Source organism: Paenibacillus swuensis, from assembly GCF_001644605.1.
Lineage (GTDB): Bacteria > Bacillota > Bacilli > Paenibacillales > DY6 > Paenibacillus_N > Paenibacillus_N swuensis.
Genome location: NZ_CP011388.1, coordinates 2158319 through 2181787 on the forward strand (window position 1 = coordinate 2158319; position 23469 = coordinate 2181787).

The 23469-nt window shown below is 42.9% G+C and carries 21 protein-coding genes; 16 read left to right on the top strand and 5 right to left on the bottom strand.

Going from position 1 to position 23469, the window contains the following annotated elements; all coding sequences use genetic code 11:
* Positions 1–73: 73 nt before the first annotated feature.
* The gene (locus SY83_RS09355) at positions 74–493 is read left to right on the top strand and encodes a DUF948 domain-containing protein (protein WP_068606002.1); all 420 of its coding nucleotides are present in this window, start codon (positions 74–76) and stop codon (positions 491–493) included.
* 188 nt (positions 494–681) lie between these two features.
* The gene (locus SY83_RS09360) at positions 682–1281 is read left to right on the top strand and encodes a hypothetical protein (RefSeq protein WP_068606003.1); all 600 of its coding nucleotides are present in this window, start codon (positions 682–684) and stop codon (positions 1279–1281) included.
* A 38-nt stretch (positions 1282–1319) separates the two neighbouring features.
* On the opposite strand, the gene SY83_RS09365 is transcribed toward SY83_RS09360, so the two are convergent.
* Positions 1320–1553, bottom strand: a complete 234-nt coding sequence (locus SY83_RS09365) for a hypothetical protein (RefSeq protein WP_068606004.1) — start codon at positions 1551–1553, stop codon at positions 1320–1322.
* A gap of 538 nt (positions 1554–2091) precedes the next feature.
* Here SY83_RS09365 and SY83_RS09370 point away from each other — a divergent pair.
* The 8 genes from SY83_RS09370 (at position 2092) to SY83_RS09405 (ending at position 11183) form a co-directional block, all read left to right on the top strand.
* A complete protein-coding gene (locus tag SY83_RS09370) occupies positions 2092–3798 on the top strand; it encodes an NAD-binding protein (RefSeq protein WP_068606005.1) in 1707 nt (568 codons plus the stop codon).
* A gap of 44 nt (positions 3799–3842) precedes the next feature.
* Entirely contained in the window at positions 3843–6086 is a 2244-nt protein-coding gene (locus tag SY83_RS09375) for a toll/interleukin-1 receptor domain-containing protein (protein WP_068606006.1), read from the top strand.
* A gap of 15 nt (positions 6087–6101) precedes the next feature.
* On the top strand, positions 6102–7076 hold the full coding sequence (locus SY83_RS09380; RefSeq protein WP_068606007.1) for a hypothetical protein: 975 nt from the start codon (positions 6102–6104) through the stop codon (positions 7074–7076).
* Entirely contained in the window at positions 7073–7870 is a 798-nt protein-coding gene (locus SY83_RS09385) for an SH3 domain-containing protein (RefSeq protein WP_068606008.1), read from the top strand. The genes SY83_RS09380 and SY83_RS09385 overlap by 4 nt, the downstream gene beginning before the upstream one ends.
* Positions 7871–7883: 13 nt before the next feature.
* Positions 7884–8927, top strand: coding sequence for a RyR domain-containing protein (locus SY83_RS09390; RefSeq protein WP_082882426.1), 1044 nt, complete (start codon positions 7884–7886; stop codon positions 8925–8927).
* 145 nt (positions 8928–9072) lie between these two features.
* Positions 9073–9678 (top strand): sugar O-acetyltransferase, encoded by a 606-nt coding sequence (locus SY83_RS09395; protein WP_068606009.1) that lies wholly within the window; start codon positions 9073–9075, stop codon positions 9676–9678.
* 27 nt (positions 9679–9705) lie between these two features.
* The gene (locus SY83_RS09400) at positions 9706–10677 is read left to right on the top strand and encodes a sigma-70 family RNA polymerase sigma factor (RefSeq protein ID WP_068606010.1); all 972 of its coding nucleotides are present in this window, start codon (positions 9706–9708) and stop codon (positions 10675–10677) included.
* An 86-nt stretch (positions 10678–10763) separates the two neighbouring features.
* Positions 10764–11183: a VOC family protein gene (locus SY83_RS09405; RefSeq protein WP_068606011.1), complete on the top strand. Its 420-nt coding sequence runs from the start codon at positions 10764–10766 to the stop codon at positions 11181–11183.
* A 102-nt stretch (positions 11184–11285) separates the two neighbouring features.
* Here SY83_RS09405 and SY83_RS09410 read toward each other — a convergent pair whose 3' ends face one another.
* Positions 11286–12101 carry a glycoside hydrolase family 16 protein gene (locus SY83_RS09410; protein ID WP_068606012.1) on the bottom strand — a complete coding sequence of 272 codons (816 nt, stop codon included), beginning with the start codon at positions 12099–12101 and terminating at the stop codon, positions 11286–11288.
* Between the two features lie 184 nt (positions 12102–12285).
* On the opposite strand from SY83_RS09410, the gene SY83_RS09415 reads away from it, so the two are divergent.
* A complete protein-coding gene (locus tag SY83_RS09415) occupies positions 12286–13671 on the top strand; it encodes a hypothetical protein (protein ID WP_068606013.1) in 1386 nt (461 codons plus the stop codon).
* A gap of 55 nt (positions 13672–13726) precedes the next feature.
* On the opposite strand, the gene SY83_RS09420 is transcribed toward SY83_RS09415, so the two are convergent.
* Positions 13727–14383 (bottom strand): hypothetical protein, encoded by a 657-nt coding sequence (locus tag SY83_RS09420; protein ID WP_068606014.1) that lies wholly within the window; start codon positions 14381–14383, stop codon positions 13727–13729.
* A 177-nt stretch (positions 14384–14560) separates the two neighbouring features.
* Between SY83_RS09420 and SY83_RS09425 the strand changes: the two genes are divergently transcribed.
* Together SY83_RS09425 and SY83_RS09430 are read left to right on the top strand one after the other, a co-directional pair.
* Entirely contained in the window at positions 14561–15022 is a 462-nt protein-coding gene (locus SY83_RS09425; RefSeq protein ID WP_068606015.1) for a DUF948 domain-containing protein, read from the top strand.
* 171 nt (positions 15023–15193) lie between these two features.
* Entirely contained in the window at positions 15194–16066 is an 873-nt protein-coding gene (locus SY83_RS09430) for an AraC family transcriptional regulator (protein WP_068606016.1), read from the top strand.
* A gap of 85 nt (positions 16067–16151) precedes the next feature.
* On the opposite strand, the gene SY83_RS09435 is transcribed toward SY83_RS09430, so the two are convergent.
* Complete coding sequence (locus SY83_RS09435; protein ID WP_068606017.1) at positions 16152–18422, bottom strand: AraC family transcriptional regulator; 2271 nt, start codon at positions 18420–18422, stop codon at positions 16152–16154.
* A gap of 302 nt (positions 18423–18724) precedes the next feature.
* Here SY83_RS09435 and SY83_RS09440 point away from each other — a divergent pair, with 302 nt between their 5' ends.
* From SY83_RS09440 to SY83_RS09450, 3 genes are all read left to right on the top strand, one after another.
* Positions 18725–20269: an ABC transporter substrate-binding protein gene (locus SY83_RS09440; protein WP_068606018.1), complete on the top strand. Its 1545-nt coding sequence runs from the start codon at positions 18725–18727 to the stop codon at positions 20267–20269.
* Between the two features lie 82 nt (positions 20270–20351).
* Positions 20352–21314, top strand: a complete 963-nt coding sequence (locus tag SY83_RS09445) for an ABC transporter permease (protein ID WP_068606019.1) — start codon at positions 20352–20354, stop codon at positions 21312–21314.
* Positions 21315–21346: 32 nt separating this feature from the next.
* Positions 21347–22252, top strand: a complete 906-nt coding sequence (locus SY83_RS09450) for a carbohydrate ABC transporter permease (protein ID WP_082882429.1) — start codon at positions 21347–21349, stop codon at positions 22250–22252.
* A gap of 171 nt (positions 22253–22423) precedes the next feature.
* Here the strand turns inward: SY83_RS09450 and SY83_RS23640 are convergent, their stop codons facing one another.
* On the bottom strand, positions 22424–23458 hold the full coding sequence (locus SY83_RS23640; RefSeq protein WP_082882430.1) for a collagen-like repeat preface domain-containing protein: 1035 nt from the start codon (positions 23456–23458) through the stop codon (positions 22424–22426).
* Between the last annotated feature and the right edge of the window lie 11 nt (positions 23459–23469).

A 23469-nucleotide genomic window follows, 5' to 3' on the forward strand; every position in this document is an offset into this window, starting at 1 on the left:
ACTCTATGTTGTCCGTGCCTGATTAGGACAAAGTTTGCTCGGGGTAATGATTCCTTAAAAGGAGGCGTTCACCGTGTCACATGAGAAAAACGTCTCATTGGTTGCCGTGTCATTCGCGGCTTTAGCTTACTATGGCATACGTATATTAAGCAAGACGATGGAGTCGTTAACGGAGACGAATCATACCCTGGCAGAGGTTCGCAAGGATACGCGGGAGCTGTCCGAGGGAGCTAAGCGGATACTGCATACGGCGGGGGATATCTCCAACGACGTGAAGGGGAAAATCCGTAAGGTGGAGCCCATCGTGGATACCGTTCAGGATGTGGGAGAAATGTTGCATAATGTGACCTCTACAGTTAAGGAAATTGCCGCCACAGCCTTCGTCGGGATCGGCAAAGGGCAAGTTCGTTCGGGAGGAAAAGGGGTATGGCGTAAGCAGAAGGACCTGCCTCAACGGAAGCAAACCTTCATTACGATTCCCTCTTCGACGTGATGATTTAAGAAGCTCGTGATCTAGCAGCTCTTCTGAGCTAAGGATCACGAGCTTTTGTTTTTTTTATGTTTTGTCATTGTAGAGAGAATAGGTTTCGGTATAGTATGATGGAAAAAGACGACAATTTAACCAGTTACGCCAGAGAAACTTAAGAACAAGTTAATTTATAGCGTGAAAGGAATGATAATATGATTCAAAATATGATAGACAAAATAGATAGCGAAATATTTGAGGATGATGTGTATTTAAGTTTAGTTAATTTTGTCGTAGTGGGTAATAGCCTAAAGCTCACCCTTGAACTTACATATCAAGAAGATGAAAATGCACTTCAAAAGTGGGAAATTCACTGTAAGGACTATGGTGAGCATAAACTCGAAATATATTACTTTTCTGATTTGAAGGTTTTAGATGAGCATGAATATTTATGGGATTACAATAAAGATTTTTATGAACTTTACTTCAATGGGTCCATAAAAGATATAAAGAAGATGATCGGGGAACTATATGTTGCTCATAGAGTAATTACAAATAACTTAATACCTTTTGGAACTTATATCAATGGTAATATGGAACGGTTATTAGAGTTTAATTCAGGTCTTTTTGCAAAAGCTCCGGTGAATCTAGTTAAGGAATATTTCAACGTGCTGGAGTTTAATGGTTTAAAAGGAAAGTTATTACCATCAAAAAGTGATAAGCAACGGGATGGTAAGCAAACAGAATACAAGGTCATTATATTTGGCGAGTCATATGTGGTTGCAAAAGAGTTTCGTGCAATTCAGCTTCTTTAATTACTGCCCGAAATGTAAGTACTATTTGTCTGTATTTTCTAAATTGTAAATCCCATTGGAAAAAAATTTATTATTTTTTTGGTAAAATAATAGTGTAAGAATGCTTTGTGATCTTCCTGCGTCCAGTCATGATTCTCGTTAATGGTCAATAGCCGCTCTTTGGTATTCGGGATCTTACTGAGTTCCATTGTACGAATCTGCATGCCATCCATGAACTGTTGAGGTGAAATTCCAAGGCCAATTTTATGTATTAAGTTTAATTGTGCTTCCATTTCTTCACGCATCCTTCTCATTAAAGTTGGGTTTGTGTGAGTATAAAACAAAACTGACCACTGCTAAATGGTCAGTTTTGTTGTTTTATGAAAGACAGGGGTAGCCTTCCCTACAAAATGCAGCAAGCATGAAGAGCCATTGTTAGGAAATTACAATTCTTTGTCGGAGCTAAACTGAGATGATAATATTGGACTAGAGGTAATATCCAATTATAGGATGGACATTTGGACGGGGATGAAAGTACTACTGGGACATTGCGTCTTACGGTACTTCAAGGTATGCATTGTACATAAGATATTGTTGTGAAATTTTTTAAAGTAGGATGATAAACTGGGAATGTACTTATCGTCATGTAGGATCGGTAAGACAAAACTATAAAGAAGAAATCACGTCCTTAAAAATGGAAAATAGAGTATAATTGTAATGCTAAACTAACAAACAATCCCCATTTATAGAGTTATCAGTGATTAAGATATTTATAAATTTGCTCTGTTTAGCAATCCACGACAGATCATAATTTTGGATGAGGTGACGTTTTTGAATTTAATAAGTGAGTTTAGATATTTAGATTTTCGGAATTATCGGCAGGTGCGTATAGCTTGGGTGATGTTTTCTATAATCTCCGCGGTAATTGCCTTGGTATCAGGGTTTTATGGCTTTCATTATGAGGCTCATTATAATTTAGCCCAATCTATCCATTCTACTCTACGGCTTTTTATTTTTGATTTTGATATGCCCTTGAATGCTGCGGCTCCCTTTATGCTTGAGTTAGCAAGATGGTCCGCTGCAACTACTGTGCTTTCTTCGCTGTTATATATTATCCTTACGAGCAGCTATCACTATCTCAGATTTTTCTTCCTACGCTACAGATATAATAGAACAGTCATCGTCGGTCTTAATAAATATTCATTAGAGCTTACGATGGAGTTATTATCAAAGCACAAGAATGTTTGTGTCATTGATTACGATGGTCACCCTTCTTATATTGCAACTGCCGTACGGCAAGGTGCAGTTGTCATCTCTGGTCATTTGTATGATGTAAAAAATCTTCAATCGGCTTGTATTCACCGAGCAAAACACATTGTTCTGTTTAGTCTGGAGGACTCTACTAATATAGAAACGCTGCTTCAAATAACAAGTTATTTCAATAAGGTCAAGATGCCTAGGCAACCCATCAAGGTAAAGGTTCATTTAAAGCAATTTGCCTTTGATGATATGTTGGATGCCATTCAGCGGGATAACCAAGCAACTTATGAATTACATAGCTTTAACGTTTATGAAAATGCAATTAGAGTACTATTCAATAAATATCCTTTCTATGAAAATACAACGGTTGAGCAGGGTTCGCGCTGTCCTCATCTTCTTATTGTTGGTTTCGGGCACAGTGGAGAACATGTGTTTATACAAGCTGCGAAGCTGGCCCACTTTCCCCGTCAGGAAAAAATGAAAATTTCAATTCTGGATTGCAATTCTAATGAGTACAAGGAAGTGGCGCAACAAAAGTACGCTCAATTGCTTACGATGTTTGATGTGAAATTTATTGAAGCGAATGCTTTGTCCTATCCATTTGAACTATTAGAACCTCCGACTTATATCGTAGTAAGCACAAACCATGACATGGATAATATATCAATCGCGATGCGCTTGAAAGCTACTTTTGCAGAAACCAATGTTTACACGAAAATGTCATCCGATGCGGGGCTTTCTCCATGGCTGGATGCGAATCAAAATTTGTATTCTCGATTACACACGTTTAGTTTAGGAAGGGATGTCATTTCGGAGGAAGTTATTCTGGAGGATAAGCTTGAACAATTTGGCCGGAAAATTCATGAGTTATATTGCGATATCGCTTCTGATGCAACAAGTTGGAATCAGGAGGCGCTGTTCAGCAGAATGTCTAACATTTCGCAGGCGGATCATTATAATGTGAAGCTTCGAGCGCTAGGACTAAAATATACCACGCAAAAAGAGCATGCATTGACTAAGGATGAGGTGCTTCATCTATTTATTCAGCACAGCGAGGTGTTGGCGATAAGTGAGCACAACCGCTGGAGGGCATATCACTACCTTTATGGCTGGAAGCCTGCTGTTATGAATCAACTCAAAGATTCGAATCTAAAGCTACATCCTGCATTAGTCGAGTGGGATCAGTTATCAGAGCGATATAAGCAATACAACCGGGAATTTGTGAATAAGATGTATGAAGTAATCGAGCATGCCAAATATTTTATTGTACGAATCTAGGTTATTTCTTTTTATATGTACATACCGAACGAGGTGCATTGTGAATGGATTTCTCAAAAGTAATGGATATGGGGACTGGTGTACCCATTTTTATAAGTTACGCTTCCTTGGATGTTGATCCTGTAAAAGAATTGGTTGCAAACATAGAAGAGAGGGGCTATTCGTGTTGGTATGCCAATCGAGATATTCGTTCTTCTGCTCAATATAATACCGTCATCAATGAACAAATAAACAATTGTGAGATTATGATTGTAATGGTCACCCCTAATGTGGAGCATTCAGAGTTTGTTCCCAAAGAAATAAGCCTTGCCTATGAAAAGAAAAACGAAAAAAAACCGACGGTATTGCCAATTCTGTGGAATGTGGATAGCTATCCTAGTAATGTATCGCTGTTTCTAACCAACAATCAGCATCTTAACCGCAAGGCGTTTGAAGATTTGAATTCCTTCTACAATGTACTGGCTGAGGATATTGAGGAGATTTATGCGAAGCGTGAGGACAGGGTGAGTGACGAGCGTATAGATCGTAAGCCTGCACGTATAAACAATTATTTTATCAAAAATCTCAATACGATATCCACTGACTGGTTGAACCAGCAAGCTCAAACCTTTGTTCAGCCAACTTCTTACGAATTATTGCTTAATCGGCTTCGTAATGAACATTTCATCCAACTGCATGATAAAGGTCATACCGGCAAATTTACAGCCTCTGTTATCGCATTAATGGATTTACAGGTTCAAGAAATCTATGAGTGGTCAACGGTGAACAGTTTATCCGAGGTGCTTCGTTATGATATTCCGGAGAAATCAGGTGTGGTTCTTGAAGCGGGGGCTGACCTTGCAGGGTTCGTAGGACATGTAAACGAACGTGAAATCGAGAAGTATTGTGAGTTTCTTAAAGGCTCCCAAAGTTATTTTATTCTAATCTCAGCCACATCTCAGCCACATCGATATTTCGTTAACCAGAATATCGCATGGGAGGGTGCTTCGGATTCGTATAATCTGCTAAGTACACATATATCTGTGCAGTATGCTAATGAGGATAGACAGCGGATGCTAGCTGTATTGAATAGAAATGACCTTATCTCTTCTGTTATTTTCCCTAGGGACTGCAAGTCTTTAATTCAGAAAATAGAGTTGTTCATCCATGGCCAGCTGGATGAAGAGTCTTTTATCGCAAGCAATTACATTAATACGAAAAATCGTATATCGGATTGGTTTGCTGATCATTCACATTATACCGATATCGCCTTTTACATAACGCTTACTTTGTATGAAAATTATCCTTTTGCACGTGTGATGAACAGAGCTTCAATATTGGCGAATAAGCTACTTCATTATTTGCAACAGGAGCCTAAAGAGGCGTCAACATTAAACAGAGATGCCTACTTAGAGAGGTTCCACGCACATGTAATTAGGAATAAAAAAATGGGGTATGTTGGAGAGGCTGTGGAGCAGGAGGTAGTTGCTTATAAATATGTGGATGACAAAGGAGCAATATGGGATCACCTCTGGTCCCAGTATCCACAATATCAACCTATTATTGTAGAGTGGCTGGCGTCTATACAAAGAGAAGACAAAGCTATGCGCAAAGTTATTATTGGTATACTTGTTCAACTGATGTCAAATTATGTAGAAGATATTATTCATGTGGTCATCCTAAAATGGTTAAAATCCGATAACGCTGGAGATCGTATCTTTCTAATCAGTGTACTTAAAGAGTATGCACGAAAAGATATTGGTGCGGCTAATTTAGTCTATCAATTAATAAATAAGTGGTTAAGTCTCAAGCAATATAATATGGAATGGATATCGGCAAAACTGCTGGGTACACATATCGCAAAGGTAAATTTTGAGGAGAGCCTACTGATGCTACGAAATCTGTATTACTCTCCGAGTCCTAATATTAGAAACAATGCAAAACGCAGCTTTAACTACATAACCAGCGTAGTAACAGTGGAGCGCCAATATGAAGAGGCATATTATCAATTCTGGATTGAATGGATTATTCGTATGGATGTTGATGCTGCAGAAGTGATTCTAATGATGACAGAGCTTTTTGGCCAGAATCTAGCGTTATTTCTTTACGCAGACACTAAATATGATAAGAGTTTTTGGCTAAAGTACTTTCTATCCTGCCGCTTCTTTGATGGGAAGGATTTCATTAAAGTCAGGGACGCCACTCAGCAACTATCCAGTAAAATATATCAAACCAGCAAGCAATTGCCGAAAAATGAGCAAAGATGCAGAGACTTCGAGGCATTATTCTCTAAGTATAAGCAAGCATAATAAAGGAGAGATAGAATGAGTAACTTTACGTTCATTAAACAAAGTTCCAATGTAGATTCGAGCATGTTCTCGCTGGCGAATGAGCCTGTGGCCTCCGTTCATGAAAATCTTGTATACATAAATGCTAAAGGTGAATTACATGTTATTCCTAGCGGCCAGCAGCTTTCAAGAAAGGTAAAGAAAGCAAACCGCTACCATGCAGTATACTCAGTTTCAAAGGAAGCCCATGTCTATCAGCATACTGGTGAATATGAATCCTCTGACATTGGGCAATATTTTCAAATCTCCATAACACTGAAGCTGTCGGTTGGCGACCCTATTCAATATGTAATTAGTGATGAGCACGAGGTTTATGATTTGCTGGAACCCAAATTCAGAAATGCAATGAGAAAATACGCAAAATATTATTCAATCCTTGATCACAAGAACGCCATTGGCAGCTTTGACGAAGTAATGGAGAGAATGGGAATCGCTGAAGAGCTTGAAAATTTTGGATTGAAGGTAAAGTTAAATGATTACACGATTGATTTAACAACCGACTCTAAGAATTATTACAATCTCATGTTTAAGATGGTTCGAGACAAAGAGATTAAGATAAAGCAGGATCAAATAGATATTGAAACAAGACATGAGAGTGAAAGATTGCAGGCGGCTATGCAGGAATCACGAACGAAAGAAATTATAAATAATTATATTATTAATTTGCAATCAGATGGCTATGTATTGGCCACAGCAAAGCTTCAGCAGATATCACCCGAGCTGTACAGTCTGATGTATTCGAATTGGGAGCAAGAGAAGGATGAAGTGAAGCAGCTTGTTCAAAGCGGTATAAGTGTTGAGGACGCAAAGAGTATTGTAAAGGAGAAGCAGCTGGCTCTTGGTCAAGGACAAGCAACACCTATAGCAGTTAATAGCGTAAGAGAAAAGCCAAAGAAGTCGTTAGGTGAATTTTTTGCGGGAAATATTGATGACATGGAGGATCAACGATGATAAACAGTGGAAATTTCCTCCAGATTATACAAACCCAGAACCCGACATTGCTGGAGGCTCTACAAGAAGGCATTAAGGGGTATCTTATTATTGGTTTTATTGCCTCCATTCTTCTGGTGTACATTGTCGTCCCGATGTGCATATGGTTGCTCAGCCAGCTACGGGGAAGGCTAATAAAGGTTCTTGCTGCATTCGTTAGACTGTTAGCATACATGGTAGATTTCCTATTTATCTTTTTCATGCGAATCTTTAGAGTAAAAAAAATTCCGAATATGCTGGATTTTAACGGAGACTGGCTTTCCAATTACGCTAATAAGCAAACAGTAAATCGGCATGCGTTTATAATGAGTTATAAGAATAAACGCAAAAAAGTAGCACTCTTAATCATAGCATTTTTTATATCCTTCTTCACCCTTTCGGATAGATATAGGTGGTATGAAAAATCAGTAGCCGTTGAAAAAATATATTTGTCCATTAATGATGTCTTTACTTATGCGGATGGGCTTAAGGAGCAATTATTAGCCGAGAACAGTATCGCTGTGGCTGTAGAAAACGTCACTATCACTTACATTAAACTCAATAAAGGTGAACCCATGGGTAATATTCGTTCTGAGGGGTCATTAAGTGCTGAACAGATCGGTGTAGCCAAAGCAGGAGAAACACTTGAATTTTTACAGGAAGAGAAGAAAGACGGGAAGCGGATTTGGTATAAAGTAAGAACAGCTAAGGGTCAAGTGGGCTGGATTTCAGGTGCCATCAGTTCTAAGGTTGAGGTTGTTCAATCTAAACCATGAGAGGAATAAGATTATGGTGATTAGTACATCAAATATAGTAATTCCTGACGATATTAAAGAGCTAATAGAGCTACTTGCTGAGAACATACATGATAAATGGGGGGAACAAAGGCTTGCAGAGGGCTGGAAATATGGCCCTTTCCGAGACGACATTCTGAAGACCCATCCTGGTCTGGTGCCTTATCATGATTTGAGCGAAAGCGAGAAGGAATATGATCGAATTACAGCATTGGAGACCATTAAGTTAATCTTAAAGCTGGGCTTCAGTATTGAGAGATCCAGTTATAGATTGTCAATAAAAAATAAAGAGGATCAGTCTGGCCAGTCACTGCTGATCTTAAAAGACGATCAGGATATCAATCGCGCGGAGCGGTTCGAAATTGCGTTTAATCACATTCATCTGTTATTAAAAAGCTTATTAATGGATAGGAACGATAGTGCTCCATTTGTTTCCTTGGTTCATGAATTAAGCAGAAAGCATGCATTAATTGCAAGAGAGGCTGGTAAGCTGAAGCAATATGCTAAGCTGAGAAACGCATTGGTGCATGAGTTTTTTGGCAAAGCGAATTATATTGCTGTCCCTCATGAGGATGTGGTGGTGGACATTGAGCGTATTCAGCGCCTGCTAAATGTGCCGCCCACTGCGCTTTCTATTTCCAGCAAACGAGTGTTGTATATGAAACATAATGATCAGCTGATAACTGTCATGAGGCAAATGGAGAAATTTCAATGTACAAGCGTACCCATTTATCAGCGCAAGCAATTCATTGGTTTGTTAACGGAGGATGGAATTAATCGTTGGCTAGTTAAGCGCTTCGAATCTGCTAGCACTATAGAATTTAGCGGTGTTACTGCATATGAAGTTTTAAAATATGAATTAAGAACCAACGTCATCTTTATGGCGAGGGGCACAAATGTATACGATATCGAGGATATATTCGAGCAAAAGATGCTAGCCAAACAAAAAGTAGACGCAATTATTATTTCGGACTCTGGTAGTGATCAACAATTCCCTTTGGGAATCATTACATCATGGGATTTAATTAAAATTGATTAGGCTTATTCGTATTAGGAGCAGGTAAGCTGAACTACAGAATGCTTCATAGCCTACATAGTTCACTTTGTTTAATTATGCTAAAATTAGAGCACAATGAATTGGCTCACACTCCTGAGCTTACACACAGAACAGATGGAGGTTCAACATGACAGCATATGAAGAGATGCATTCAGGTAATTTATATAATTGTAGCGATGAGGAATTATTGAACGTACAGAGAGAATGTCTGGAGAGACTATACGATTTTAACGCAACACGTCCGTCCGAGGCGGACAAGCGTAAACAGCTGATGGAGCAAATGTTTGCGGAACTAGGGGCCGACTGTTACATTGAACCGCCGTTTCATGCGAACTGGGGCGGGAAGCACGTACATTTTGGAAAAGGAATTTATGCCAACTTTAATCTGACGATGGTGGATGACACTCATATTTATGTGGGAGACCACACCATGTTTGGTCCTAATGTAACCGTAGCGACCGCGGGCCATCCCATTGTTCCCCACCTTCGCGAGAATGTGACACAATTCAATATGCCGGTACACATTGGTCGGAATGTCTGGATTGGTGCAGGCGCGATCATTCTCCCAGGCATCACCATTGGTGATAATACCGTCATTGGAGCTGGAAGTGTTGTCACGAAGGATGTACCTGCTAATGTGATTGCTGTGGGAAATCCTTGCCGCGTGTTGAGAGAAATTAATGACCATGACAAGGAATATTACTATAAAAATAGAAGAATTGAATCTAAGTAAGAGCCGAGGCATAGGTGTGGTGATGTAATGAACCAGAAACAAGAGGCCGTGGAAATGTTCGAGGAGTTACGTGCGGAACTTATCGGTTATTGTTACCGGATGATGGGGTCTATCTTTGAAGCTGAAGATGCGGTACAGGACACGATGATTCGCGTCTGGCAGAACGGGGAACAGATTCGGCAGGACTCTTCTCGTCGAGCATGGATCTATCGGATCGCGACCAATGTTTGTCTAGATCGGTTAAGGAGTGCAAAGCGCCGCGCTCTTCCGATGAATCTCTCAGAACCGGCAGCTACTATAACGGAGCCCAGGGATCACTTGTCTCGAACTTCTTGGATATGGCCTGCCCCAGCTGCAATGGGAGATCCGGTCAATACCGTACTTAGCAGAGAAACCATTCAATTATCGTTTATTGCGATTCTTCAACTATTGCCGCCCCGGCAACGCGCTGCTCTGGTCCTGCTTGATGTCTTCCGATGGTCGGCCAGAGAAGCTGCGAATGCGATGGGGATGACCGAGGCAGCTGCCAACAGCGCATTGCAACGAGCACGGGCGACAATCGCTCAATCCAATCTTCGGTCCGATGAATGGCAAGGAGAGGACGGGGAAGCGGACCCACAACTGCTTGCCCGTTATGTGGAAGCTTTTGAACAGTACGATATTGATGCGTTATTAGCGTTATTTCACGAGAACGGCAGCTTGTCCATGCCGCCGTTTACGATGTGGGTACGCGGCAACTCAAATCTGTCGTTATTCTACGACAAGACACGCAGCCATTGTTTGGGCTCCCGGTTGCTGCCCATCCGGGCTAACGGGAATGTTCCGGCCTTTGCGCAGTATGTACCTTTTGAACACAATGGGGAAATGGTCCCCTGGAGCATTCATGTCCTCGAAATAAAACAAGGGAAGATCGCTCATATCCATCATTTTATCGATACCGATTTATTTGTACGATTTGGATTGCATACGAAGTTAGACGCGGATTCGAATTTATTTTGAAGCATACCGATGATTTTAAGGCTTCTGGATCGTCTATGTTATGAATCCTAATTCGATTCAAACTAAACTCGAGGAGGAAGAAATCTATGACCGTAAAGCTTACCCCCTATATCAATTTGGAAGGACGCGCAAAGGAAGCCATTCAGTTTTATGAACAAGCTATCGATGCAGAAGTCATCTCCCTTACTACTTACGGTGAAATGCCGGGCATGCCCAATACGTTCACGGATGATCTGAAAAGTCTTGTGGCGCACGCCAAGTTAAGAGTCGGCGAATCGGAACTCATGTTTTCCGATGCTCCCGGCGGTACAGCAATCGACACGGGAAAACGAGTAACGATATGCATTACAACAAGCGACGTAGAAAAATCAAAACGATTCTATGAAGCTTTACGGCAAGAAGGTCAAGTCAATATGCCGTTTAAAGAAGAACCCTTCAGCCCTGGTTTTGGCGATATAACGGATAAATTCGGAGTAACCTTTCAAATTTATACGGAAATTGAATGATAAATCTCAAAGAATATAAACAATAACAAAACGGTCGTCCTTCCGGAACATTTTCTCCGGGAAGGCGACCGTTTCTTTCAGAGCACGACCCTTCAACCTTGTTTAATCTACTGCTCGCTGATAACACCGCACGTAATCAATCGCGAACTCGCTCGGATACACAGGCTGTTCGGCCTTCCCACTCTCTGCTGCCGGGACTTCATAGATGTTAAGCATCAGTTGCATTGGATAATCGGGCGATTGTCGCGAGCGATGAACTAGTTCATTGTCGATGTAGAAGTCGACGCCTTCAGGAGTCCAATCGACCGCATACACATGGTAGAGCGTCGGGTCCATCGCAAATTCCTTCTCAAAAAACTCCTCTTCTATAGCAGGGTCGCCGAAAGCATGAATGCCAAAGCCGAGCGTACAAGACCCGTCCTTCACGTTCCACCCTTTCAACTCAAACGGGCAAATTTCCGCCGATCGTGTTGGCGCATCTTCAAACCCGATCATCCAAAACGCGCAAACGTTGTGTGGTGTGCCCAGCCCTTTGGCCCGAATCTCGAAGTAGCCGTATTGAGGGACAAACAACCGTTCCTCGGGTTGCTCTTCACGAACAAGGCATTCACTTGAGAACCGATGCTGTCCAATCGTGCTGTCGAGCGGTCCGGCGAAGACGCCTGTTTGTAGGTTGCTCACTTTCACATCCCCATTGAATTCAGGGCTCCACGGCATTTGTTCCTCGGTAATGCGCAATAGAAGCTGGCTTTCTTCAAACCGGTAATTCGCCGCGGAGTTCTGACGGCTGCTCCATTGTGGCAAGTAATAAGGCAGCCATTTCGTACGATCCAGCATGCTTGTCTCAAAGTCGTCTTGGAATACTAGGGTGTAACCGGGCTTTTCTAAAGGGTTCCTTGCAAAAGCTGTAGTTCGCATTGCATAACCAACTCCCTCTTTATCTAACTAACATAAATACTGGTATCAACACTCTCATATGATCCTATTATAGTCGAAATTTATAGCTTTGCTTACAGCATTTTCAAGTAGAATTGAATAGTTGTTTCCTGTAAAGTGTTCATTTGTTGTCTATTAAATTCAGTCATACGAAAGAAGGATAACCATGGGATTTATGAATGAATTTAAACGTGAAATGCGTAACGCGATTAGAGATGTAGACAAAGAAGCTAACAAAACCTGGAAAGTGGAGTTTCAAGGGCATCTTATTGAAGTTGTGCACCAGATGAAAGAAGAACACTTAATGATTGATGGTATTGTTGTAGATAAGCATGTGCGGACATCTATACTCTCTTATCTTACTCCTTACTCCCATTTAACAGGCACCTTGAACTTGGGAGATGGTCAAAAACATACCGTTTCCGTCAGACTGGGCGGATTTAGTCTAAAAGCTTTGAAATGCAGGGTCAAGATCAACCAAGTTACAGTGCTGGAGGATTCGAGAAAACTGGAATTTCTGCCATGGAACCACAAAGAGAAGATTCTACCCTACATACAGCATCAGATTCAAACGCACGGCAAAATCGTTGATGATAGGTTGCCGGATGACGACTATGTTTACGATGAGAACCATCCGCGTCAAGCAGCAGGCCTTTCTGATCTTATTTTAGACCATGAGCCCGTTCCGTTTCTCGCCAAGAAACTGTTGAAGTTGTTTAAGAAGCAAATCCATCATCCTTCCACAAAAACAAGGAGTGCCACTTACGAAGAAATTCTGTCCGAACACATTGTCAACTACAGGGAGGACCTCATTGAATGTTTCAAGCAGGCTCAGCTGGATGAGACTCTCGTTCAACGAGAGGCGCTCTGGCTTCTTGAACATGCCACGCACAGAGAGGTCGTAAAATTTGCCCTCACTGTACTTGGTTGCACAGATAGCCAAATTCACATGGAAATACTCTTACAGATTGGCATGCATGAGGAATTTACAGCCTATGTAGTATTTATATTCGTAGACGAGCCCAATGCATCGAATGAATCCATCTGGGAGCTGGCACAGTCTGTCTATGGCTGGGGCAAGCTGGTAGCCGTGGAACATCTAGAAGCAACAACGCCGGAAATCAAGCAGTGGCTACTGACTAAGGGGGGCGATGGCTTATTTATGCATAAACACTTTGTATTTGAGTGTGCGCTCAAAGGGGAGCTGGCGAGAGCCTTGTATCCGGAGCAAATTTCAAAAGAGCTTTACGATGGAGCCGGTCATATGATCCAAGCGCTGTTGGATATGTTAGACCCAGACCCGGAAATCGAAGAGTATCTGCTTGAAGAGGCGATCCTATTCCGTTATGTAGGTCATGCTCGTTTTCACTGCCGGACGATCGAGGACTTCCACCCCCTCATGAGTATAAGTACGTTTCTAAACTCAGAAAAAGCTTGGGAAGGACGATCTGACGACCTCTGGATGCAGCAGGAGCGCGCTTCTATCCAGCAAGAGCTTCAGGGTTTTCTGGATGACCCCAACTGTCCTGTACTTGCCATGGAGAAGGTATAGGAAGTAGTGGATTAATCAATTAGCGGCTGAATGATTTCAGCCGCTATTCTGAATTCTATGTCGGCAAACAGCTAATGAGGCAGACTGCCTGCGCACTCAAGCAAATCGGGGTGCATAGGACAGCGAAGATGCCGCATGCGGCCCGGCAAGAGTTTCCAATCTGAAAACATCTTGCTCTGCAATCAGGATCGGAGGTTGCGGTTGCGCCCTTGCGAGACCGCGGAATCAGCTTCTTTATTTCACGCTCAAGCTTAGTGAATAGTCGTTTAAGGGCAAGTTCAAGGGAATTGTCTATGCTGATCTTCAATGTGGTCCCGTCTTTGAATCTTACTTTTTTCTTACCCGTGCAAGAGCACCCCGTTTGACACCCGCAACCGAGTTTAATGGGAATGATTGATTGCTTATTTATGAATCCTTTAGCATGGATATTGCCGTTCTTCACTTGGAGAAGGATGTTGGCGCTGGAGACGCCGTGCACTTGTTTACCGAAGGAAGCAGTGAGTCTGCTGCTTGTGCGGTTCAGAGATTGTATTTTTAATGTTGCTAGATTACAGGCGTTCTGCGTGATGTTTAGGAAGATGACGGAGACGTTTCGACTGACGTTTGTAACCAATTCGATGTTCGCGCTTAAGATGCCTTCTTGCTTGGATTTTAAACTTGCCGTTGCAAAAAGGGTGGTCGTTCCATTGACTGTACGTAATAATCCGGGCACAGCTAACACTCCCTCTATTGATTTAGTCTCTACTTCCACAATATATGCGGAACCACTAGACTCGGTGTGTTTGAATAACTAGAGAGCACCCGTAATAATTCTCAATGGAGAGTTTGTCCACTCCTGATTAGGACAAAGTTTGCTCGGGGTAATGATTTCTTAAAGGAGGCGTTCACCGTGTCACATGAGAAAAGCGTCGCATTGGTTGCTGTGTCATTCGCGGCTTTAGCTTACTATGGCATTCGTACATTAAACAAGACGATGGAGTCATTAACGGAGACGAATCAGACGCTGGCGGAGGTTCGCAAGGACACTCGGGAGTTGTCCGAGGAAGCTAAGCGGATACTGCATACGGCGGGGGATATTTCCCAAGATGTAAAGGGAAAGATTCGTAAGGTGGAGCCCATCGTGGATACCGTTCAGGATGTGGGAGAAATCTTGCATAATATGACCTCTACAGTTAAGGAGATTGCCGCAGCAGCCTTCCACGGAACCGGCAAGGGGCAGGCTCGTTCGGGAGGAAAAGAGGTATGGCGTAAGCATAAGGTCCTGTCTCAACCGAAGCAAACCGTCATCACGATACCCTCTTCTACGTATTCGGCTCGTACAATTGCGGATTTGAGAGTTGGTCGTCCATAGTCGTTCAGTGCAAGCGCCGTTCCTAATAGAGCTTTGTTTGAATGAGGAACTTCATCCTTTCTATATTGAATTTTGATATCAAGTGGCTCACTACCCCACAATACAGTGCAACAGATGTCGGACATCATTCCCCAAGTTTCGTTATTCTGTACATGAAGGGAGGTTATACACGTGGATTGGCTGGGTAATTTAAATCGGGCTATGGAATACATTGATGAGAATCTTACAGAAGAGTTGGAGCTGAAGGAAGCGGCGAAGCGGGCTTTGTGCTCGGAATATCACTTTTCCAGGATGTTTTCCTTTCTTGCTGGAACTACCCTGTCAGAATACATTCGCCGCAGACGACTGACGCTTGCTGCATTCGAACTTCAGACCAACAAAGGAAGAATCATCGATGTTGCTGTGAAGTACGGGTACAGTTCCGCAGACGCATTCTCCAGAGCCTTTCAGGCGCAGCATGGGATACCGCCATCGGTGGCAAAGTCCGAAGGAGTATCCTTCAAAGCCTATCCGCGTATGACCTTCCAATTAACCGTACAGGGAGGAAACGCAATGCATTATCGTATTGTAGAGAAAGGGCCTTTCCGGATCGTAGGTCTGATGAAAACGGTGCCCATTCAATTCGATGGAGTGAATTCGGAGATTGAGTCCATGTGGAGAAGCTTATCTCAGGAGGATATTATTCAGCTTAAAGCACTATCCGATCTGGAACCCGGGGGTCTCATTCAGGCGTCGACGAATTTTTCCGAAGATCGCATGGAAGAGAAGGGAACGCTCGACCACTACGTCGGGGTGGCTACAAGCCAGGCGTGTCCCGAGCCGTGGACGAAACTGGAGGTTGCCGATACCACCTGGGCTGTATTCGAAGCCATCGGCCCCTTCCCGGAAACGTTGCAGAATGTGTGGGGACGCATCTATTCCGAATGGTTTCCTTCGGCTAGTTACGAGCTGGCGAGAGGCCCCGAGATCTTGTGGAACGAGAGCAAGGACATCGCATCACCCACTTTCCGAAGTGAAATCTGGATCCCTGTAGTGGCCAAATAATGCTAACCTGCAGCAGCGACAGTCTTGACAGAATATCTGTCGAAACTGTCGCTGTTTTGTTTGCACGTAAAGCAATCTAATCTAACTACAAGCTATGATCCGGCACCTTCCTTGCACTGGAACGGTATTCGGTAGGGGTAATTCCGTTCCACTTTTTAAAGATGGTAAAGAAATACTTGTCGTTGGCAAATCCCGAGGCCGCGACAATTTTAGATATAGGCAAAGCGGTTTCCTTTAATAAGTCCATAGCTTTCATGAGTCTTACTTCGTTAATGGCGTCGGAAACCGATTTGGATGTGTGTTTTTTATAAATTCTTCCGAGATAGAGGGAGGACATGCCAAGTGTTTCGGCAATGCTTCCCAGACATAAGTTAACATCCTCGTGGCTATTTTGGATGAAGAGGTTGACAGTCGCGATCAACTCATCATGTTTTCCTGATTTTTTATCAAGGGACAAGGTTTGTATTCTCGCTAACAGAAGTTCGTATTCCGAATAAACGTCCGCAACCGTCTCAGCGCTGGTGACGTGTGTGATAAAGGTAGTGAGATGCACGGAAAGGGAAATACCCGCGTTTTTATTAATTTGTTCTACGGCATCACTGATATGGATAATGAGCTTAGACAATACCGTCTGGATCGTCGACAACGAATAGCCTCTGGTAGACTCAATAATTTCTTTGAACATCAGCAGCGAGTCTTCATATCTGCCCAGCTTCAGATTGTCCACCATGATTTTGGATGTTTCTTGAGGAAACAGATAGTCCTGTGCAGATTTTAATTCTGTTTCATTGCAAAAGATGATGGAGGTCTTCCCGGAATCAAATTTGTAATAGGATCTCTCTATGGCCTGCTGATATAACTTGCCTGCTTCAAAAAATAAACTTCCGGAATTACTTACTACTGTTGTAAATGTGATATGCAAATAGCTCGATACCGATTCCTGTATGTTCGTAATAGCTGCCTGAAATGCCGTGGTTGAGAGGGTTTCTGTGTTATGATCCGCTTCGAGGATAAGTGCCAACTGGTCTTGCTCCAAATCCACAGGTTCGTTATGATGCAACTTGCCCATGATTTCAGACGCGATATTCAACAGTGCGTATTTCATCAGCTTGCGGTCTCCGGCGTTGTATTTATTGCAAAATTCATGAAAATGATCAATTTTAAAAAGGACTAATACAACCTCAGTCTCAATGGAAAAGGGGATGTTGAATTTGCGCAGCTGCGATTCGAGTTTCCTCTCATCCAGTTCTTCGCTAAGCAACAGTTTCCTTAAGAGAGTATGTTTGAGTTCAAAACGATCGCTCTTGCTCTGGAACAATTGATGTTCCAATTGGGAAAGAACAGAATCCACCGGCCTATAAACCATCCGTCCAAGAAATAGCGACAACACCACTCCTGAAAGCATGATGAGCAAGGAGAAGATAACGGTCTTAACCAGCTGCTGATGTAACTGACTGGTAAATTCCTGATATTTGGTAATGCGAATAAACTTCCACTGCACATTGTCCAAAGAAACGTAATTAAGCAAAAACTTATCTCCGCCGATCCCTGCGGTTAAATCCCCTGATGCTTCCTCGGAACTTATGATTTGCTGAATCCCCGTACTGCGCTCCACTTCTTTTACTTGACTGTAGGTCAGATTGCTGCTGATTACTTGGCCATTGTGATTGACCACTACAATTTCTCCCAGTTTCTTGGAATGGATAACCTGAATAACGTCTCGAAGCCAACGCTCGGAAATATTGATGACAATGGCACTGTCGACCTCGCCTTTCGAGTTCTTTTCCACATAGATAAAAGTAAAGGTATCAATATAATTTCGCTCGTCCTGCGGAACGTTAGGCAGCAGTATTTTTCTTGAAATGGGTATGGATTTTTTGATGTTATCAGGTTCCTTGAGCATCGAAACGAGTTCCGTATCAAAGAACTCTTTCTCCGGTTTGAGGGATTGAGAAGAAAGGGAGGTGTAGAACGTGCTGTTATTGTTATTAAAGACATAGATCGATTGTATATAATCCAGACTGTTCTTAAACGTATCTAATTTATGAATCCCGGTGACGATTTCCTTCTCGTCCGGGGTTGTATCGTTAATTAGAGTAGAGACATCCGCGTCCAGAAAAAGTTGAGACAGCAAATTGCGCGCCGTATCGGTCAGAAGCTTCGCGCTGTAACTGATCTGGAGCAGGCTTTCCGTACTATACTCGTTAATTTGTTTAATGGAGTTATCCCTGGCGTAGCTGTATTGAAGGGCAGAAACAATAAGAATCGATACACTCACAATCAGGGTGATGTACAAGAGGATTTTGTAATACAGGGTTCTTTTCTTGAACTGGATTCTTTGAAGAACTGAGAACATTGGCAATCCTCCCGGCCAAGCATAAAGTCAATGATCTAGGAGACACCCGGTTATGATGTGACATCTCATGTAGAAGTTAGTATAAAGGCAACCCTATTGTTTTACAAGACAGCAGGAACGGAAGTACTAAAATCGAAGGTTGATACAAATTTCAAACCATGATAGGGCACGAAAATACAACCTAAGGTAAGATAGTGAAATATACATTCCCGGTAAGACGTTTTACGATAAAGACAGGATGCACGCCCTTCCGGCAGGCACCACAAGAAATGCTCACATTCATCATTAGGGGAGGAATAAGATTGAAAATTAAAGCAAGCAGTATTGTAAAGTTTGTCCTGCCATGGTTGCTTATCAGCTCAATGGCCCTTGCGGGTTGCAGTAACGAGAATGGTGGAAACGCAGCAAAGGCTAACGTTACCCCGGAAGGTTCAGAAACAGCAGAACTGGCACCCATCGAATTAGACTGGTATTATACAGGGCCGGGTCCGCAGAAAGATGTCGCACTTATTGAGAATGAGATGAATCGTTACCTGAAGGATAAAATAAACACGACCGTGAAGCTGCATGCCTTGGATTGGGGCAGCTACGATCAGAAGATATCGACCCTTCTTGCTTCCGGTGAAAAAATTGATCTGGTTGTAAGTAACAGTTGGGCATTTCAGTACCCGAATGCGGTTGCCAAGGGATTGCTCACGGACTTAACCCCATTACTTGATAAGTATGCTCCCGAAACAAAGAAGCTTCTTAGCGAACGTAATTGGATCGAACCTCAATCCATTAATGGAAAGGTTTACAATCTTCCAGCCATTAAAGAGATGGCTTCCCAAGCGGGTGTCATGTTTAACAAAGATATCGCTGATAAACATGGCATTGATCTAACGAAAATCAAAACCTATAAAGATCTGGAATCGGTCTTCAAAGTTATTAAGGAGAAGGATCCTACAATTACTCCATTCGTCATGACAGGCGGGTTAAATGTTTTTCATGCCGGACTGGCCTGGGACTTGACTCTGCCCAATTCCATCAGTTATGCCATTCATTTAGATTCGGCAACGGACAAATGGACCCCTATTTTCTCAAATCCCATCTATAAAGATTATTTAATACAGACCCGAAAGTATTATACAGAAGGCTATATTAATAAAGATGCGGCTACATTAAAAGATGTTGCTCCTCTGATTAAATCAGGAAAAGCATTCAGCTATCCGTCGCAATTGAAGCCTGGAAACGATAAAGAGGCTTCTAAATCAAACGGTGTGAATTTGTATCAAGTACCGCTGTCCAAAACCGTATCTACGCAAGCGGATCTAACGAACTCCATGATGGCTATACCTACAACTGCCAAAGATCCTGCTCGTTCTCTGATGTTCTACAACCTGATGTATACAGACCCTTATCTGATCAATCTTATGGATTATGGAATTGAAGGAACCCACTGGGTATGGTTAGACAAAGAGAAGCAGATTATTGATTTCGCTCCGGCTGCTAACGGCGGTAAAGATTCGGGTTGGAACCATGGGACAAACTGGCTTTTCGGCAATCAGCTGTTGTCTTACCTCTTCAAAGGTGAGGATCCAAATAAATGGAAGAACTTCGAGGAGTTCAACAAATCAGCGGTCAGAGGTCCTGACTTTGGATTTACATTCGATGCGGAACCCGTGAAGAGAGAAGTGGCCACACTTAAGAATGTCGATACCGAATTCAGAGATCCCATATTCTCGGGCTCGATCGATCTTGATAAGTACTTACCCGCTTATGAGAAAAAAGCCATGGATGCCGGATTGATGAAGGTTCTCGATGAAATGAATAAACAATATGAAGCGTTTAAGGCTAAGCAGAAATAGTCAGGTACGCGTGGATAACTGCCGAGTGATCTCGGCAGTTATTTACGATGCTCATATCCACAACAAACATAGGAGGATCACTATGAGTAAAGCGGGAAACCGAGTGAAATCCAGCCCGTCTTTTGTCCGTGAGTTCAATAAGAATAAATCCTTGTTTCTCATGGTCTTACCGGGAGCGTTGCTATTCTTTCTATTCAGCTATCTGCCCATGCCGGGGGTCTTGATCGCATTCAAGGATATGAAGTTTTTCTCAAGCAATCTGTTTGTGAACTTCTTCAATAGTGAATGGGTATTATTTGAGAACTTCAAGTTTTTCATTAATTCACCGGATGCCTGGATTATTACTAGAAATACCATTTCGTATAATCTCGCCTTTATCGTCCTTGGAAATATCTTCGCGGTGGCACTTGCCATTCTTCTCGATGAGATTAAAAGTAAATATTTCGTGAAAGCTTACCAGAGCGCGCTCTTACTGCCCTATATTCTTTCCTGGATCATTCTGAGTTACATCTTATATGCCTTCTTGAGTCCGGATCTGGGTTTCATCAATAAAAGCATTTTGGAGCCGTTGGGCCTTCCCTCTGTAATGTGGTATTCGGAAACAAAGTATTGGCCGTACATCTTGTTCTTGTTAAACACGATAAAGTACACCGGCTATAACACGATTATTTATCTTGCGGCCATCGCGGCTATCGATGAAAGCTACTATGAAGCAGCAGCCATAGACGGGGCAAACAAGCTGCAGCAAATCCGGAAAATTACCGTCCCCATGCTGTCGGGTATCGTTATTGTAATGATCCTGTTAGGGGTCGGGCGAATCTTTAATTCCGACTTTGGCCTCTTTTTCCTAACACCTATGGAGAGCGGCGCTTTGTTTAATGTTACGAATGTTATAGACACCTATGTATTTAGAGCACTGAGAGGAACGGGAGACATAGGCATGTCAGCGGCCGCGGGGTTGTATCAATCGGCTATGGGCTTTATATGCATCATTACGGTGAACTGGATTATTAAGAGATATGATCCGGAGAAGGCGATTTTTTAACAACCGGGGAAACCTTGGTAAGGGAGAGAATTATGATGAACAAAAGCTACAAAGTCAACGAGATCAAACCTGCTTGGAAGCTTATCATCCATGGCATCATAGCGCTTTACGCCATGCTCTGTGTGGTTCCGTTCTTTCTGGTAGTGGCGATTTCCTTTACGGATGAGAAGACACTGGGCTTGAACGGTTATTCCTTTATACCCGCAAAGCTGTCGTTCGATGCGTACAGCTATATTTTGTCAGGAAGCAGTATGGTCCTTCAAGCATATGGAATCACCATCCTGGCCACCTTCGTCGGTACTTTTCTTGGCTTGCTGGTTACTTCTCTTTACGCCTATGCCATTTCAAGAAAAGATTTTAGGTATGGACGGTTCTTTACCGGCTATGCGGCCGTTACTATGCTCTTTAGCGGCGGACTTGTTCCTTGGTATCTGGTATGTACCCAGCTGCTACATTTAAATGACACGTTCTACGCCTTAATTATTCCTTATTTAATCAACGCTTTTTTTGTAATCATCATGAAGACTTTTTTTCAGAGCGGCGTTCCCGATTCCATTGTCGAATCTGCCAAGCTGGACGGGGCGGGAGAATTCCGAATCTTCTTCTCGATCGTAACCCGAATCTCCCTGCCTGCCTTTGCTACCGTGGGTTTGTTTCTTGCCCTGACCTACTGGAACGATTGGTGGCTGCCTATGATGTTTATTGAAGATCAATCTTTAGTGAATCTCCAATTTCTGTTATACAGAATCCAAAACAACATGGTCTTCCTAACTTCAAGCCTTGTGTCTGCGGATGCGAGTGCCTCCGTGGCGGATATGCCCGCAGAGAGTGCGCGTATGGCCATGGCTGTCCTGGCGACAGGCCCGATCATACTTGCTTACCCTTTTGTACAGAAATACTTTGTGAAAGGTCTTACGCTAGGTGCGGTGAAGGGTTAAAAAATGATAATCAATAGAAGTGGTTGTTGCGGACCTATCTCCTCTTTGAGGGCGATAGGTTTTTTCTGTTTCATTGTTTCGAGACAGTAAAGAGGAGTCCTGACTGCCGCTAATCGGTTAACGTATAAGCAGTGATGAAGCGTCGAGTAGCAACATGATATAGTCGTTTGACTAAGCCAGCTTTACGATCGTAATCCCCGTACCGAAATCGGCAGGATAAGCATCGGTACCACTGTTCGTAATCGTTAGGGAAGAAGGATTGCCTGGGGGAGTGTTTACAATACCGAATCCAAAAGATTCCGAGATTTCTACGCCGTTTGAAATGCCGCTTGATATCGGAACAGGCACTCCGTCCAACTCGACCTGAAATCTCGCCAGACGTCCTGTACCATCTGAGACTTGAGGACCTGCTAAACGATACAAGATTAAATAAGTTTGATCCGGTGCTAATGAGATGGAATCGGGTGGAACCAATTGAATGGCCGATCCGTTCAAGATATCAATCGAGTTGAATTGTACATTCGATCCCGGCTCTACGGTTTGTGCTCCATTACTAAAGCTAGCATTGTTCGCCGTGACAAGTGGGCCAGGAGGTCCTGCGGGTCCAATGGGTCCTGTAGCACCTGTAGCACCTGTAGCACCTGATGGACCTGATGGACCTGATGGACCTGGTAGACCCATGGATCCTGCTGGACCCACTGGACCCACTGGACCCGCTGGTCCGGGTTGCCCGATCTCAAGAATGACCGTTGACAATGTTTGGTTGATAATGGATAACTGTCCGAAGAACTCCAGTCGGATTTGCGTTGTTGTCGTAACCACAGTCAATGCATCGGTTAAATCATTAACTAATACCTGGAGCTTAATTGCAGTGGCATTTGCCGATAGTTTGAATGTTCTTAACGTACTCAGGATATTGCGAATACTGCTTCGTACCGGAACGCGGACAGCAGTTGGAAGACAGGCCCGAATTATCCATCGATCTAACCCGCGGAGCACTGACTTCGTCTCAGCGATGACCGATTCACTCGGGTTCTTTAACAAGTTAGGCAATAGTTCGTTTAGTTTTTGGATGAGCTCAATGACATCAATTCGTTGTTGTAATTTTATTGGGGGACAGACTACTCTGCAGCATCTCTTTTTCCTTATGAAGACACGACTCTTGTTATTACAAGACCTTTTCTTATTTGCCAATGTGCCCGCCAACCCCTTTCGAA

Bases quoted from the DNA above. Each gene is read 5' to 3' on its own strand.
- SY83_RS09365 (WP_068606004.1), bottom strand. From the start codon at position 1,553: ATGGAAGCACAATTAAACTTAATACATAAAATTGGCCTTGGAATTTCA.
- SY83_RS09435 (WP_068606017.1), bottom strand. From the start codon at position 18,422: ATGTTCTCAGTTCTTCAAAGAATCCAGTTCAAGAAAAGAACCCTGTAT.
- SY83_RS09380 (WP_068606007.1), top strand. From the start codon at position 6,102: ATGAGTAACTTTACGTTCATTAAACAAAGTTCCAATGTAGATTCGAGC.
- SY83_RS09395 (WP_068606009.1), top strand. From the start codon at position 9,073: ATGACAGCATATGAAGAGATGCATTCAGGTAATTTATATAATTGTAGC.
- SY83_RS09390 (WP_082882426.1), top strand. From the start codon at position 7,884: ATGGTGATTAGTACATCAAATATAGTAATTCCTGACGATATTAAAGAG.
- SY83_RS09405 (WP_068606011.1), top strand. From the start codon at position 10,764: ATGACCGTAAAGCTTACCCCCTATATCAATTTGGAAGGACGCGCAAAG.
- SY83_RS09445 (WP_068606019.1), top strand. From the start codon at position 20,352: ATGAGTAAAGCGGGAAACCGAGTGAAATCCAGCCCGTCTTTTGTCCGT.
- SY83_RS09400 (WP_068606010.1), top strand. From the start codon at position 9,706: ATGAACCAGAAACAAGAGGCCGTGGAAATGTTCGAGGAGTTACGTGCG.
- SY83_RS09385 (WP_068606008.1), top strand. From the start codon at position 7,073: ATGATAAACAGTGGAAATTTCCTCCAGATTATACAAACCCAGAACCCG.
- SY83_RS09360 (WP_068606003.1), top strand. From the start codon at position 682: ATGATTCAAAATATGATAGACAAAATAGATAGCGAAATATTTGAGGAT.
- SY83_RS09375 (WP_068606006.1), top strand. From the start codon at position 3,843: ATGGATTTCTCAAAAGTAATGGATATGGGGACTGGTGTACCCATTTTT.
- SY83_RS09450 (WP_082882429.1), top strand. From the start codon at position 21,347: ATGATGAACAAAAGCTACAAAGTCAACGAGATCAAACCTGCTTGGAAG.
- SY83_RS09410 (WP_068606012.1), bottom strand. From the start codon at position 12,101: ATGCGAACTACAGCTTTTGCAAGGAACCCTTTAGAAAAGCCCGGTTAC.
- SY83_RS09415 (WP_068606013.1), top strand. From the start codon at position 12,286: ATGGGATTTATGAATGAATTTAAACGTGAAATGCGTAACGCGATTAGA.